This window comes from Streptomyces sp. NPDC041205, from assembly GCF_055591765.1.
On sequence record NZ_JBVIZH010000001.1, the window covers coordinates 1,074,764 to 1,089,371 of the forward strand.

Annotated in this window: 10 protein-coding genes; 3 read left to right on the plus strand and 7 right to left on the minus strand. The window is 72.6% G+C overall.

Annotation, left to right across the window (positions count from 1 at the left end; all coding sequences use genetic code 11):
- Positions 1 to 318: 318 nt before the first annotated feature.
- Entirely contained in the window at positions 319 to 1,395 is a 1,077-nt protein-coding gene (locus tag ACZ6BG_RS04725) for a S1 family peptidase (protein ID WP_468996847.1), read from the minus strand.
- A gap of 320 nt (positions 1,396 to 1,715) precedes the next feature.
- On the opposite strand from ACZ6BG_RS04725, the gene ACZ6BG_RS04730 reads away from it, so the two are divergent.
- The gene (locus ACZ6BG_RS04730) at positions 1,716 to 2,798 is read left to right on the plus strand and encodes a hypothetical protein (RefSeq protein ID WP_468996849.1); all 1,083 of its coding nucleotides are present in this window, start codon (positions 1,716 to 1,718) and stop codon (positions 2,796 to 2,798) included.
- Between the two features lie 148 nt (positions 2,799 to 2,946).
- Here the strand turns inward: ACZ6BG_RS04730 and ACZ6BG_RS04735 are convergent, their stop codons facing one another.
- The 3 genes from ACZ6BG_RS04735 to ACZ6BG_RS04745 form a co-directional block, all read right to left on the minus strand.
- Positions 2,947 to 4,116, minus strand: a complete 1,170-nt coding sequence (locus ACZ6BG_RS04735; protein ID WP_468996851.1) for a serine hydrolase domain-containing protein — start codon at positions 4,114 to 4,116, stop codon at positions 2,947 to 2,949.
- Between the two features lie 53 nt (positions 4,117 to 4,169).
- Positions 4,170 to 5,972, minus strand: coding sequence for a TIGR03767 family metallophosphoesterase (locus tag ACZ6BG_RS04740; protein ID WP_468996853.1), 1,803 nt, complete (start codon positions 5,970 to 5,972; stop codon positions 4,170 to 4,172).
- A 457-nt stretch (positions 5,973 to 6,429) separates the two neighbouring features.
- A complete protein-coding gene (locus ACZ6BG_RS04745; protein WP_468996855.1) occupies positions 6,430 to 6,876 on the minus strand; it encodes an NUDIX hydrolase in 447 nt (148 codons plus the stop codon).
- A 140-nt stretch (positions 6,877 to 7,016) separates the two neighbouring features.
- On the opposite strand from ACZ6BG_RS04745, the gene ACZ6BG_RS04750 reads away from it, so the two are divergent.
- Together ACZ6BG_RS04750 and ACZ6BG_RS04755 are read left to right on the plus strand one after the other, a co-directional pair.
- Positions 7,017 to 7,601, plus strand: coding sequence for a CGNR zinc finger domain-containing protein (locus ACZ6BG_RS04750; protein ID WP_468996858.1), 585 nt, complete (start codon positions 7,017 to 7,019; stop codon positions 7,599 to 7,601).
- Between the two features lie 218 nt (positions 7,602 to 7,819).
- A complete protein-coding gene (locus tag ACZ6BG_RS04755; protein WP_468996860.1) occupies positions 7,820 to 11,146 on the plus strand; it encodes a S8 family serine peptidase in 3,327 nt (1,108 codons plus the stop codon).
- A gap of 136 nt (positions 11,147 to 11,282) precedes the next feature.
- On the opposite strand, the gene ACZ6BG_RS04760 is transcribed toward ACZ6BG_RS04755, so the two are convergent.
- The 3 genes from ACZ6BG_RS04760 to ACZ6BG_RS04770 form a co-directional block, all read right to left on the minus strand.
- A complete protein-coding gene (locus ACZ6BG_RS04760; protein WP_468996862.1) occupies positions 11,283 to 12,782 on the minus strand; it encodes a M28 family metallopeptidase in 1,500 nt (499 codons plus the stop codon).
- 277 nt (positions 12,783 to 13,059) lie between these two features.
- A complete protein-coding gene (locus ACZ6BG_RS04765) occupies positions 13,060 to 13,974 on the minus strand; it encodes a hypothetical protein (protein WP_468996864.1) in 915 nt (304 codons plus the stop codon).
- Complete coding sequence (locus tag ACZ6BG_RS04770) at positions 13,971 to 14,504, minus strand: RNA polymerase sigma factor (RefSeq protein ID WP_468996866.1); 534 nt, start codon at positions 14,502 to 14,504, stop codon at positions 13,971 to 13,973. The genes ACZ6BG_RS04765 and ACZ6BG_RS04770 overlap by 4 nt, the downstream gene beginning before the upstream one ends.
- Between the last annotated feature and the right edge of the window lie 104 nt (positions 14,505 to 14,608).

Sequence of the window (14,608 nt, forward strand, 5' to 3'; positions counted from 1 at the left end):
GGGGAAAAGGGGGGGGGGGGGGGCGTGGTCCCTTTGGGGGGGGGGGGGGGGGGCCTTGGGGGGGCCGCCCTGGGGTGGGGCCCGGGGGACACCACCCCCGGGGCCCGATCGTCGCGCTGCGCGGTTTTCTCTTGCCTTTCGCGGCGCGGTGCTCGTTGTCAGGACATCGCGCTGTGCGCTCGTCCTCAAGCGCCGGACGGGCTGTTGTCGGCCCGCCCGGCGCTTGGGGCTGGCTACGCGCTCGTCCTCAGGCACCGGACAGGCTGTTGTCGGCCCGCCCGGCGTTTGGGTGTGCGTCCGCGCAGGGGTGACGGTGCGTCAGCCGATCTGTGCCCCGTAGCGGGACAGGGCGTCGGTGACCGGGGCGAAGAACGTCTGGCCGCCGCTGGAGCAGTTGCCGCTGCCGCCCGAGGTCAGACCGAGGGCGCTGGTGCCGGCGAACATGGCGCCGCCGCTGTCGCCGGGCTCCGCGCAGACGTTGGTCTGGATGAGGCCGTTGACGGTGCCCTGCGGGTAGCTGACGGAGACGTTCAGGGCCTGGACCGAGCCGCCGTGCAGTCTGGTGGTGCTGCCGCTGCGCTGCACCTGCTCGCCGACGACGGCCGTGCGGGCGCCGGTGATCTGCTGGGCGCCGCCGTTGTAGAGGTTGACCTCGCTCGGGTGCGCCGTGTTGGCGGTGTACTTCACGATGGCGTCGTCACGGCCGGGGAAGCCGTAGTCCTCGACGGTGCCGATGGCGGAGCCGCCCTGGGTCTGGGACCAGGTGGTGCCGGCGAGCGCGGCGCAGTGGCCCGCGGTGAGGAAGTACGGCTGGCCGTTCTTCACCACGTTGAAGCCGAGCGAGCAGCGGCCGCCCGAGCTGTGGATGGCGTCGCCGCCGCGGATGAGGGGCTGGAACTTACCCGCGGTGCGCTTGAGCACGGCCTTGCCGTCCTGGGCGGCGACGTCGGCGCGCAGCCGCTTCAGGGCGGCGCCCTTGACCGTGCTGTCGGCGGTGACGACGACCTTGTTGGCGACCGGGTCGACGGCGCGTGACGTGCCGGGGACGGCACGCTCGCCCAGTGTCTTCTGCACGGAGTTCAGCTGGGCCCGGGAGTTCTCGACGAGCCTGGCCTCGGCGCCGGCCGCGCGGGCCCTGTCGGCGGCCGCGCTGTCGAGCACGCTGACGACGAGCTTCTTGGCGGTGGCGTCGTAGTGCGTGCCCGCCAGGTCGCTCTTCAGGTCGGTGGAGAGGGAGTTCGCGAGCTTGCCCGCCGCGGTCGCGGTCAGGGTGTCCGGGGTGGGGGCGGGTGCCGCGGCGCTGGTGTGCGCCATCGTCAGGGTGCCCGCGACCAGCGCGGCGACCCCGACTCCGGTGATGGCCAGACGTCGCCTGCTCGCTCGTTGGGTGTTCACGCAGTACCTCCATGGGGGGATGGACCGCTCAAGTGGGGGGCGGTCATCGGGAGTTACCGGTGCCTGGCGCGGGCGCGCCTCAGGGGTGACCCGAATTACGTCGCGTCCATGCCAAACATCGCGCCGAGTATGACAACGGTGTCCGCCGCCCACAAGAGGGCATCGCGCCGCCCCGCACGCCCCCCGCGCCACCGGAGCGCCCCTCGAACCGGCCATTTTCGGCTCTCGAACGCCCGCACTTTAGGACGGGGTTGTCCTGTTTTATCGACGGGACTGTAACAGCGGTTAGCGGGCCCTCCGGGCGCGGGAAAGGCCCCGTCATGAACCACAACACCCCGCTCTCCCCCCGCCCCCTGTGCCACCTCACCGCCGTCCAGCGCCGCGTCATGAGCTCCGCACAACTGCGCGAGCACGGCGTCTCCGGCGCCGACACCAGCGCGCACTGCCGCCCCGGCGGCCCCTGGCAGCAGTTCCTGCCCGGCGTCTACCTGCTCCACCCGGGACCGCCCACCAGCGAGGAGCGGCTGCACGGCGTGCTCCTGTACGCGGGCCGCCCGCCCGCCAAGGAGGCCAGGTCCGTCCCCGCGCAGCCCGGCCCCGGCGAACCGCACGCCGCGTACGCGGACGCGATGATCACCGGGCTCGCCGCGCTCGCGCTGCACCGCTTCTCCTCGGCGCCCCCGCTCCTCTCCCTGGACCGCATCGACGTGCTCGTGCCCCGCACCCGACGACTGCGCTCCACCGGCTGCGCCCGCCTCGTCCGCACCAACGGCCTGCCGACTCCCCAGCAGATCACCGGGCTCCCCGTCGCCCCCGTGCCGCGCGCGCTCGCCGACGCCGTGGCACAGCTCGCCGAGGCGGGCGCGGTGCGGCGGCTGCTCACCGAGGCGGTGCGCGGCGGGCACTGCGAACCAGCGGCTGTGGTCCGGGAGTTGAACAACGCCCGGCTGCTCACCCGGCCGCACGTGGTGGACGCGGTGGACTCGCTCCTGGCCGAGGGCCGGGCCCTCGCGGAGGACCGGCTGTACGCGTTGGTACGGGACTTCGGCCTGCCCGACCCGCTGTGGAACGTCGACCTGCGGCTGCCGGGCGGCCCGCATCTGGGCGGCGTCGACGCCTACTGGCCCGAGCACTCCGTCGCCGTGGAGCTGGACACGCGGGCGCCGCGCCAGGGCGAGGACGGCCTCGGCTCCTCCCTCACCGAGCGCAGCCGGGAGCTCGGCGAGTGGTCCGAGTACACCCGTAAACGCGACCACTTGGAGCGCCTCGGCATCACCGTCGTCCACATCACCCCGAAGAAGCTGCGGGACACGGCGGAGCAGCAGGCCACGGTCCTGCGCACGGCGCTGATGGCGGCCGCTGACCGGGATCCTGCGGCGTATGTCGTGGTGCTGCCCAGATAGGCAGGCCACGGCGGACCCGCAGGAGGGGAGTGCGGGGGCGGAATCCTGGACGGCGGGGTTCCGCCCCCGTACGCGTGTCCGGCGCGTACGGGCGCTCCGGCACCCGGCACGAGCGACTGCCCCGGGGCGAACGACGGGCCCACGCGGGCTACTCCGCGCAGAACTCCGCCTCGACGACCGGCTTCAGCTCGCCCGTCCAGTCCCCGTTGAAGTTGAACGCCAGCGCGCGGCGCCCGTCGCCGGTGGCCATCGCCTCGGACTGCGAGCCCTGGATGCCGCCGCCGTGGCCCCACACGGCCGTCCCGCAGGAAAGGCGCACGCGCATCAGGCCCAGGCCGTAGCCGACGCCGGGGCCCAGGGCCTTCGCCGGGACCGTCTCCTTCATCTGGGCGAGTTGCTCGTCCGGCAGGAGACGTCCGGCAAGGAGCGCCCGGTAGAAGCGGTTGAGGTCCGCCGAGCTTGAGATCATCTCGCCCGCGGCGCCCGCCTCGGACGGGTTCAGCTCGGTCACGTCGTACGTCGTGGACCGTGACCTCGCCTCGACGAACAGCTTGGAGTACGCCCGGGAGCTGGGCTGCGGCAGGGTCGGCCGGGTGCCGGGCACGGAGGTGTGGCGCAGGCCGAGGGGTTCGATGACGCGGGCGTGGATCTCGTCGCCGTAGGGGTGGCCGGTCGCCCGCTCCACGATCATTCCGGCGAGCAGGTAGTTGGTGTTGGAGTAGCCCCAGCCCGTGCCGGGGCGGAACTGCGGCCGGTGGCTCATCGCCATGCGCACCCAGTGCTCCGGGGGCCGGGTGTCGAAGCGGCGCTTCATGAACTCCGGGGTGAAGTAGGCGCGGTGGAACCGGGGGTCGGCGAGGTAGTCGTACACGCCGCTGGTGTGGTTGAGGAGCTGCCGGACGGTGATCCTGTCGCCGTCGTGGCCGTTGCCCTCGACCACGCCCGGCAGCCACTCCCCCACGGTGTCGTCCAGGTCGAGCCTGCCCTCCGCCGCGAGCTGGAGCAGCACCACGGCGGTGAACGTCTTCGTGATGCTGCCGACGCGGAAGTGGTCGTACGCGCCGCGCGGGGTCCGCGCGCTCAGGTCGCCGAGGCCCGAGGTGCCGGTCCACGTCCCGTGCGGGTCGACGGCCTGGCCGGTGACGCCGGGGATGCCCGCCGTGACGGCCCGGTCCATGGCGCGCTGGGTGGCGCGGTGGCCGTGGTCGGCGCCGGGCGCGCCGGGCCTCGCGGGCGCGGCGGACACGGCGGGTGCCGCGAGGACGCCCGCCGCCGTCATCACCGCGGCCACCCCCATGAACCGCTTGCGTACTGACATGCGTCGTCCCTTCTCCAGGCCGCGACCGTAGCGCAGCGGAGCAGGGCCGGGAGTCACCCCTTGCGCAGGACGAGTTCCGTGTTGCGGTCGCCGGGTTCGCCGCCGAGCGTGGGCTTCGCGCCGGGGGCGTTGAACGACAGCTCCCGGTACAGCGCGGCGAGGCCCGTCTGCGACAGGTCGGCGAAGTCGGTGCGGTGCGGGGCGGCGGACTCTATGAGGGTGGTGAACAGCGACAGCGTCCCGTCGTGGTTGTCGACCAGCTCGATGACCCGGGCGAGCTGCGGGAAGTCGATGTGGGACGCGGTGGAGACCTCCCAGAACGAGCCGTGCTCCGAGTGATGGGGGGTGATGGCGTTCTTGTGGCTGTGGCCGTTCACCCAGGCGAGCACCGAGCGGTGCCGCCCGAGCAGCGCCGCGACCTCGTCGCCGCCGTGCCGGGACTCGCGCGGGTGGTCGGGGTCGGTGCGCAGGTTCCGCATGGACTTGCTGGTGTGGTGGCTGAAGACGATCACGTACGACGCGTCGCCGCTCTTCTCCACCTCCGTCAGCTTCCGCTCCAGCCAGCGCAGTTGGGCCGTTCCCAGGGAGCCCTCGTAGTGGCCGCCCGGGTCGGTGGTGTCCAGGCTGATGCCGAGGACGTCGTCGGTGATGCGGAAGGAGTAGTACTGGGTGCGCTCCGCCAGGTTCTCCTGGGTGTAGCCGTGGCCGACCGGGCCGCGGCCCGCGTGCGCCGGGTCCAGGTGGGCCTTGACGTACTCGGCGGGGGTGAAGGGGGCGCGGGACTCGTCCGGGGTGACCGAACGCATGCGCCGGGCCTCGGACTTGAGCAGGTCCCGGAAGGCGGCGCCCTTCGGGTCGTGCCCCTTCTTCACGTTCTTCCACAGGGCCGCGCCGCGCGCCTCGTCCAGGGACATCAGCTTCCTGCCGCCGACGGCGAACTCGGTGAGGTACGAGTCGCCGGGGGCGTAGCAGCCGCCGGGCAGGCCGTCGTGGTTGCCGACCGTGGAGTACCACGGCAGGTTCAGGCCCGGGCTGTTCACCTCGCGGATCGCGGCGTCCAGGAAGCCCTCCAGACGGGGGAAGCCGACGCCCTTGTCGGCGTCGCGCAGGGCGGCGTCCGGGTGCCAGTAGAGCTTCAGACCGCTGTCCTGTACGCCCTCGTAGCGGCGCGGGTCGCCGGAGTTCGGCCTGACGCGGCCGCCGCTCATCACCTTCAGGAACCAGTCCAGCTCATTGCGGGAGTTGTTGTCCGTGTTGTCGCCCGTCGTCATCACGAAGTGCAGCGGCGCGCCGGTGGCGGGCGCCCCGCGCAGGCCGTTGACCTGCTCGACCAGCGAGACGGCTCCGGCGACGGACAGCGCCTCCTGCGGACGCCAGGCGCTGGCCGTCTGCGCCCGCAGGTACTCGTAGCGCAGCGGGTGTTGTACGTCCACCAGGTGCAGGTCGGTGAACTGGACGAACGCGGCCAGCGGGGTGCGGCGGGACTCGCGGCCCCGCTCGGCCGGGGCCAGGTCCGTGCGGACGACGCGGTCCCAGGCCGGGCCGTCGCCGAGGCGGCGGTAACCGGAGGTGCCGCGGGGCGCCGAGACCGTGGCCAGGGTGGTGCCCGAGCGGTACGGGGCCAGCGGGGCCGACGGGGCCCTGCGGGACATCGGCACCGGGGCCGCGGCGGCGGCCGCGGGGGCCGCCGAACCGGAGCCCGCTCCCGGGCCCAGGGCGTACCCGATGCCCGCCGAGAGGGAGACGGCGCCCGTCGCCGCGAGGAACGCGCGGCGGTTCACCGTGGAGACGACGGACGTGGTGGCGGAGGCGGTGGCGGTGGCGGCCGTGGTGGCGACAGAGCGTATGCGCGACATGGCGCGGTCTCCCCGAGTGCGAACGCGTCGGCAGTGGTCGCGGGAGGTCCGGGCGCTTTCGCCGGCGGACTTCCCGCTCGTACTGGATCGTTGGCAGCGGGGGTGGCCTGCGCGTTAACGTCGCCACAACGCGCAGCGCCGATCACCGTAAGTGGATCTGGGCGTACTTTGCGTGTGCACGGGGTGCTCGTTGAGGGGTGGGGTGGGGGTTACTCCGTGTTCATCTGCGGGGGAAGGGGGGCCTTGCCGGGGGCTCCCCGATCCCGCCCCTTCCCGGCTGTGTCGATTTGCGGCTCCGCCGCGTGGGGGGGCTCCGCCCCAGACCCCCCTCCTCAATCGCCGGAGGGGCTATGCATAGCCCGTCCGGCGATTGAGGACGAGGCGCGAAGCGCCGACAGCGGGGGTCCGGGGGCGGCAGCCCCCGGTTCGGGAAGGGGCGGGGTTGGGGAGCCCCCGGCTACGGCAGATGCCCGTCCGCCGGGCGGGTGCGCCAGAGGGCGAGGCCGACGTCGACCAGGCTCACGCGGTCGAGGGCGGCGACGTCGTCCAGGGGGTGCCACGCCGCCCGGTCCGTCGACCCCGACGTCTCGTGGCGGAGGGAACCCCCGGTGACCCGGGCCTCGTACACGATCCGCACCCCGTGGAAGTCCGCCACCGCCCCGAGGCGCCTCGGATAGCGACGCCGCAGCGAGTCCACCCCGAGCAGCGCGACCGGCTCCACGGCGTACCCGGTCTCCTCGTCGGCCTCCCGGATCACCGTGTCGTACGGATCCTCGCCGTGGTCCATGCCACCCCCGGGCAGCGTCCAGCGCCTGCTGCCGTCGCCCGCCACCCAGCGGGCGAGCAGCACGGACCCGTCGCGTACGCATACGGCGTAGGCCGCCACCCGCAGTTCTTTGTGCACGGGCCGACGTTAGACCCCGTACACCGGATAGGCACGTCCCGTTCCCCGATGTCCCGACCCGCTCCAGGGAACCGGTCACGTACACTTGAGGGGTTAGTGAGCCGCCGCGGCGCCGGCCCCGGTACCGAAGGGAGCCCTCCTTGCCCACCCCCACCGCCCCGCCCGACCCCCGACCCCTCACCGGCGAACCCCTCTCCCTGGACCTGCTCAACACCCGGTGGGTCCAGGACGGCGTGCGCGCGGACCTGCTCGCCGGCGCGGGCGGGCTCACCGACACCGAAGGGCTCGCCGTCTGGCTCGGGGCGAACGGACTCGACGGGCGGTTCGCCGCCGACCGCCGCACCCTGGAGCGGCTGCTGCGGGCCCGCGACGCCCTCGCCGGGCTCGTCGACCTGCCGGGCAAGCCGGGCGGCGCCCCGGACGCCGTGGCCCGCGTCGACGCGGTCCTCGCGCACGGCCGCGTCCGGGCGACGCTGACGCCGGACGGGCCGGGCGAGGAGGCCGAGTTCGAGGATCCGGCGTGGGGTCCTGCGTGGCTGGCCGCGCGGGACTATCTGGAGCTGCTCACCGCCGCCCCGGACCGGATCCGTGGCTGCGCCCACGAGGCGTGCGTCCTGCACTTCTTCGACACCTCGCGCAACGGCACCCGCCGCTGGTGCTCGATGGCCGTGTGCGGCAACCGCGCGAAGGCGTCCCGTCACTACGCGCGTTCGCGGGACAGCTAGCGGGGGTCGCGGGGGACGCCCGGCCGGGCGTCAGGTCCCGTTATGCGGCGCCTTGTTCCCGATGGCGTATGGCGGAAGTACGCCACCGGGCATTCCAGCCCCGGGCAACTCTCCCCAAACAGGCACCCCTTACGTAAAGCTGAGCGGTCATCCGGCCCCGTATTCCGGACCCTCACTGCACCGGCTCGACCAGCCGGTCTTTACGTACAGGGATGCTGATGACCCTCGATTCACAAGGCGCGCCCGAGCAGGGCGCGAGACGTGGCGACCGCGCAAGACGCACGGCCCGCCTCGCCACCGCGATAGGCGTGGCCGCCGCTCTCTGCGCGGCGGCCCCGCTCCCGCTCGCCCTCGCCGCCGACGGCCCCTCCCCCGCCCCGGCCGCCCCCGCGCCCAAGGACGCCGCCGCGAAGCTCGGCGCCCAGGACGCCGAACTGCTCGCCGACGCCAAGGCGGAGGGCGAGAAGACCGTCACGATGATGGTCGCCACCGCGCCCGGCGCGACCGAGCAGGTCGCCAAGGAGCTGGACGCCGTCAAGGGCGGCTCCGTCGGCCGCACCTACGACAAGCTCGGCTACGTCCGCGCCGCCGTCCCGACCGCGCGCGCCGACGCCGCGATCAAGGCCGCGTCGAAGTTGACCTCCGTGCACGCCATCGACCTGCGGCACGAGATCGAACTCGACGACCCGAAGCCGCAGAGCCCCAAGGGCGCCAAGGGCCCGCAGGGCCGGGCCGCCTACCCGGCGCCGGACAAGAACACGCCTGCCAAGAACCCGTACAACCCGTCCTTCGAGACGGGCGCCGTCGACTTCGTGAAGAAGAACCCGAAGGCGGACGGCCGCGGCATCACCATCGGCATCCTCGACTCGGGCGTCGACCTCGGCCACCCGGCGCTGCAGAAGACCACGACCGGCGAGCGCAAGATCACCGACTGGGTGACGGCGACCGACCCGATCGTCGACGCCGACGCGACCTGGCGCCGGATGACCAACCCGGTGTCCGGGCCCACGTTCACCTTCGACGGCGACTCCTGGAAGGCCCCTTCGGGCTCGTACCAGATCAGCCGCTTCCGTGAGGCCGCCACGACCGGTGGCGACGCCAAGGGCGACCTCAACCGGGACGGCGACACCACCGACACCTGGGGCGTCCTCTACGACCCGGCCGCCGGGACCGTCCGCGTCGACCTGAACGACAACAAGGACTTCGGCGACGACGCGCCGATGAAGCCCTACGGCAAGAACCACCAGGTCGGCTACTTCGGCAAGGACGACCCGGCGACCGACGTCGCCGAGCGCGTGCCGTTCGTCGTGGAGATCCGCAAGGACGTCCCGACGGACCCCTACGGCGGCGACTGGGTCGGCAAGAAGGCCGACTTCGTGAACATCGGCCTCATCGAGTCCGAGCACGGCACGCACGTCGCGGGCATCACGGCCGCCAACAAGCTGTTCGGCGGCAAGATGAACGGCGCCGCCCCCGGCGCCAAGCTGGTGTCCTCGCGCGCCTGCACCTGGACCGGCGGCTGCACCAACGTCGCGCTCACCGAGGGCATGATCGACCTCGTGACGAAGCGCGGCGTCGACATCGTCAACATGTCGATCGGCGGCCTGCCCGCGCTCAACGACGGCAACAACGCGCGCGCCGAGCTGTACAAGCGCCTCATCGACACCTACGGCGTGCAGTTGGTGATCTCCGCGGGCAACTCGGGCCCCGGCGCCAACACCATCGGCGACCCCTCCCTCGCCGACCACGTCGTCTCCGTGGGCGCCTCGGTCTCCAAGGAGACCTGGGCCGCCAACTACGGCTCCGAGGTGACGAAGAAGAACGCCATGTTCAACTTCTCCTCGCGCGGCCCGCGTGAGGACGGCGGCTTCCAGCCCCTGGTGACCGCGCCGGGCTCGGCCATCAACACCACGCAGACCTGGCTGCCGGGCGGCCCCGCCGCCGAGGCCGGGTACCAACTGCCCGCCGGATACTCGATGCTGCAGGGTACGTCGATGGCGTCGCCGCAGGCCGCGGGCGCCTCCGCGCTCCTGCTGAGCGCCGCCAAGCAGCAGCGCGTCGACCTCACCCCGGCGAAGCTGCGCACCGCGCTCACCTCGACCACCCACCGCATCCCGGGTGTGCAGGCCTACGCGCAGGGCACCGGCCTGATCGACGTCGTGGACGCCTGGAGCGCGATCAAGGGCGGCGCCAAGGCCCATGAGTACACGGTCAAGGCGCCCGTCGACACGGCCCTGGAGCAGGAGCTGAAGAAGCCCGGCACCGGCCTGTACGACCGTGAGGGCGGCCTGAAGAAGGGCCAGAAGAAGACGTACAGCGTCACCATCAAGCGGACGACGGGCCCGGCCCGTCCCGTGCTGCACAAGCTGGCGTTCGCCAACAACCACGGCGGCACCTTCCGCCTGGTCGGCGACGACGACGTGCTGCTGCCCCTGAACACGGCCGTGACCGTGAAGGTGCAGGCCAAGCCGGAGTCCTACGGCGTCTCCAGCGCCGTGCTCACCGTGAACGACAAGCGCACCCGCGGCATCGACCACCAGATCATGACGACGGTCGTCGTGGCCAAGGACCTCGCCAAGCCCTCCTTCACCACCTCGTCGAGCAGCTCGGTGCAGCGCAACGGCACCAAGTCCCTCTTCGTGACGGTGCCGAAGGGCGCGAAGACCCTGGAGGTCGCGCTCAGCGGTCTGAAGGACAAGAGCCAGACGCGGTTCATCTCCATCCACCCGTACGGCGTCCCGGTCGAGTCGACGTCCTCGCTCGTCTGCTACCCGGACTTCCCGAACCCGGACAACACCTGCCGCCCCGACCTGCGTTCGTACGCGAACCCGACGCCGGGCGTCTGGGAGATCGAGATCGAGTCGCGCCGTACGTCGCCGGTGCTCGACAACCCGTACAAGCTGAGTGTCGCCGCGCTCGGCGTGGCCTTCGCCCCGGCGCCGCAGAAGCTCGCGGAGGCCAAGTCCGGTCAGGCCACGCCCGTCACCTGGAAGGCGACGAACAACTACGCCGCCGTCGACGGCAAGCTGAAGGGCAGCACGCTCGGCTCGGCCGCGACCACGCGTCCCACCATCAAGCAGGGTGAGAAGCAGACCACGACGGTCGAGGTGCCCGCGGGCGCCGAGCGGCTCGACGTGGCGATCGGCGGCACCGCCGACGCCGCCGCCGACCTGGACCTGGCGGTCCTCAAGGACGGCGTGCCGGTGGGCAGTTCGGCGGACGGCGACTCCGAGGAGTCGGTGAGCCTGACCAAGCCCGCCGCGGGCAAGTACACCATCGAGGTCGCGGGCTACTCCATCCCGTCGGGGTCGACCGCGTACGACTACCGTGACGTGTTCTTCTCCGGCTCGCTCGGCCAGATCAAGGTCGACGAGACGAAGGCGGTCAAGCTCGCGAACGGGGCGACCGCGGACGTCTCCGCCGAGGTCGTCGCGAGCGGGCCCGCCGCCGCGGGCCGCGTTCTGTTCGGTGAGGTCAGCCTCCTGAACGCGCGCGGGACCGTCGCGGGCACGGGCAGCGTGACGGTGGAGAAGGTCACTCCGTAACGCTGCCGGCGCCGATGGTGCTGATGGCATGAGAACGGGGGCGGGCACTCAAGTGCCCGCCCCCGTTCGGTTGTTTCGCTTGTTCAGATCCGCGTTCGGCCCTTCAGGAAGTCTCAGTCCTTCAGGAAGCCGAGGTTCACTTCTTCAGGGAGCTGAGGTCGTGGGCGTAGGTGCCCACCGCGTGCGCGATGACGTCGATGTTCGTCGCGAACGCCTTGCGGTTGATGTTCTTCAGGTCGTCGCCCGCGCCGTGGTAGTTCGGGTCGTAGGGCTGACCGGCCTTGCCGCCCGCCTTCGCCGCCTGCTCCTCGGTCTTGAGGCCCTCGGCGCCGGTGAAGGTACCGCCGGCCGGGATGCCGTTGGCGATGAACGCCCCGTAGTCCGAGCGGCCGTCGAAGTCGGTGCCCCAGTGCGGGACCTTCTTCTTGTCGAGGAAGCCGTTGATCAGCTTCTCGATCTGGGCGGACCCTGCCGGGCCCGCGCCCTCGCCGACCTTGTCGGAGTCGTCGCCGTCGTAGACCAGCTCCGCCGCGTTCGGCGAGGCGATCATGTCGAAGTTCAGGTACAGCTTGATGTTCTTCTTCTGCTTCGCCGACAGCGACTTGACGTAGTGGTCCGAGCCGAGCAGACCCAGCTCCTCGGCCGACCACCAGGCGAAGCGGACCTTGTTGGTCAGCTTCTTGCCGCCCTTGGTCTCCTTGGCGAGCTTCTCGGCGACCTCGATCAGACCGGCCGAGCCGGAGCCGTTGTCGTTGATGCCGGGGCCCTCGGGCACGGAGTCCAGGTGCGCGCCGAGGCCGACGACGCGGTCGGCGCGGCCGCCGCGGGTCTCGGCGACGACGTTGCGGGTCTTGTGCGGGACGGCCTTGGTGGCGACGTCCACGGAGACCTTGACCTCGCCCTTGGCGAGGTCAGCGGCCAGCTTCTCGCCCTCGGCCTTGGTGATGCCGACGGACGGGATGTGCGCGTTCGCCGGGACCTCCAGGTTGCCCTTCACGGGCTGGTCGCCGGAGTGGTTGTACAGGACGAGGCCGATGGCGCCCGCCTTGGCCGCGGCGGCCTCCTTCTCGGCGAAGGTGCAGGTGCCGCGCTTCACCAGGGCGATCTTGCCGGTGAAGGTGTCGGACGTGTAGTCGTCGGCCTCGCAGCCCGGCGTGTCGTCGACGCGGGCGGCGGCGAGGGGCGCCTGGATGCCGCCCTCGGGCGTGGACTTGCTGAAGTCGAACGCCAGGGCGTTCAGCTTGCGGGCGTCGGGCGTGAGCACGGCGGCGCTCTCGCGCAGGGTCTCGGACTCGTAGAACGTGAAGTCCTGGTACGAGACCTTGTAACCGGCCTTCTTCAGGCGGTCGTACACGTACTTCGTGGACGCCTTGTGGCCCTTGGTGCCCGCGGCGCGGTTGCCGCCGTTGGCCTCGGCTATCTCCTGGAACTTCTCCAGGTGGCGGTAGGCGCTCTTGCCGGTGGACTTCTGCACCAGCTTCTTGGCGAGCTTCTTCGCCTGCGCGGACTGCGTCGTGTGGTGCCCGGCGCCGCGGGGCGCGTCCTGGGCGCCCGCCGGGGCGGCGGCGAGCAGGAGGGGGGCGGCGACGGCCGCGGAGACGAGAGCGGCCGTGGTCCGGCTGCGGGGTGCGCGCACGGAGGTCCTTCCTTGCGTGGTCGGAGTTCGGCGCCGATGACCTCCGTGGTCGGGCACGCGGTCGGTACTGGTCGGGTACGCGACCGGCGTGCGGCGGTGATCACCGGCGAGCGGTGGAAGGACGTTAGCCCGGCGAAACCGCAGTTCAGAGGATTCGCGGGGTTCGCAACCGCGCCTTCACGCAGTTGTCACCGGAACTCAGTACTCCGGGTGCCATCGCCCCGGAATGTGAGGTTCCGTCCCACCTTCTCCCTTCGGCGGCACCGGAACGTGTCGCTCAGCACGTCAGCCCGCGCGACCCGGGCAGCGCCTTCTCGATCCACGCGCGGTCCCTGGCGATCCGCTTGCCCGTCGTCCACAGGTCGGGCGTGGCCTTCCCCTTGGTGATCCCGATCAGCGCGCGGTCGCCCGTCCGCAGCCGCGGGTCCACGTCCGTGTCCATCACGAACGTGATCCTCGGCTTGCCCTTGGCGGGCTTGTAGTAGCGGGACACATCGAGCGTGATCCGGTCCCGGGTGCCGCCGGGCAGTGCCTCGACGCGGCGCACGGTGCCCTCGACGACGAGCCGCGCGCAGGCGACGTAGCCCTCGGGCGACCGGCCGTCCGCTGCGCCGCCCGCGTCTTCCTGGGAGGCGTCCGGGGCCTTCGAGGCGTCCGGGGCCGGCTCCCGCCCGTCGGTGAGGCTCGGCGCCGCGTGCTTCGCGTCGCCGCCGCCCGCCATGTCGCCGTCCCCGGTCCCGGCGTTCGCCCCGAGCCAGACCAGCCCGCCGAGCAGTCCGGCGGCGAGCGCGGCCGCGAGGGCGAGCACGGCACTGCGGCGGGCGGCGCCGGGCTGCCGGAAGGGGGCGGCGGGCGGCAGGACGGGGGCGGGGTCGGGGAGGGGGGCCGTCGGGGGCCGCCCTTCCGTACGGGCCCGCGGCCGCTCCTCCGGACGGGCCCGGGTCCACCCCTCCGTACCGCGGTCCCGGCCCTGCCCCTCCGCGCGGGCCCGCGCCTCCCCCTCGGGCCCCCGCGCCAGCGTCTCCCCCACGATCCGCAGCTGCTCGCGCAGCACCGCGACATCGGCGAGCGCCGCCGCGTGCTCGGCCATGAACCGCTCGTCGTCACGCACGGCGTCGGGCACCGGTGTGTCCGTGACCGCCAGCGTCAGCGCGTCGACGGCGTCGTGATTGTCCTCGTGCGCCACGGTCACACCACCTCTCCCTCGTGCAGTCGCGTCCGCAGCATCCGTACGGCCGCGTGCAGCCTGCTCTTGACCGTGCCCTCCGGGATGCCCAGCTCGGCCGCGATGTCCCGGACCGGCAGATCGGCGTAGAAGCGCAGCACGACGACCTGCCGCTGGCTGTCCGGCAGCGCGTCCAGCCCCTGCGCCACGGCCAGCGAGAGGACCCGCGACTCGGCGCCGTCCTCCCCGGCCTCCGCGGGGCGCAGCGCGGCGAGCCGCTCCCCGAGCCGTTCCTGGCGGCGCCGGGCGCGGTGGAAGTCCATCGCCCAGTTCGAGGCGACCACCGCGGCCCACGCGGACACGTCGCGCGGCGCCACCTCCCCCTTCGCCGCCCGCTCCAGGAGCCGCAGCCTGACCTGCTGCACCCCGTCCTGCAGCTCCCCGTGCGGCACCCCGCCCAGGGACAGGACGGCCCGGACCCGGTCCTCCTGGTCCGGGTCGAGCGGGTCGGCGGCCTCCTGTCCCCGCGCTCCGCGGCGCGTGCTTCTGCGCAGCAATGGCCCTCCCCCTTTGTCGCCCCTTCGGCGCGCGCGTTCCCGCGTTTCCCCTAGGACGCCGGAGCGGGCCGAAACGTTCGCGCGGATGTGGCGTCCCGCACCTC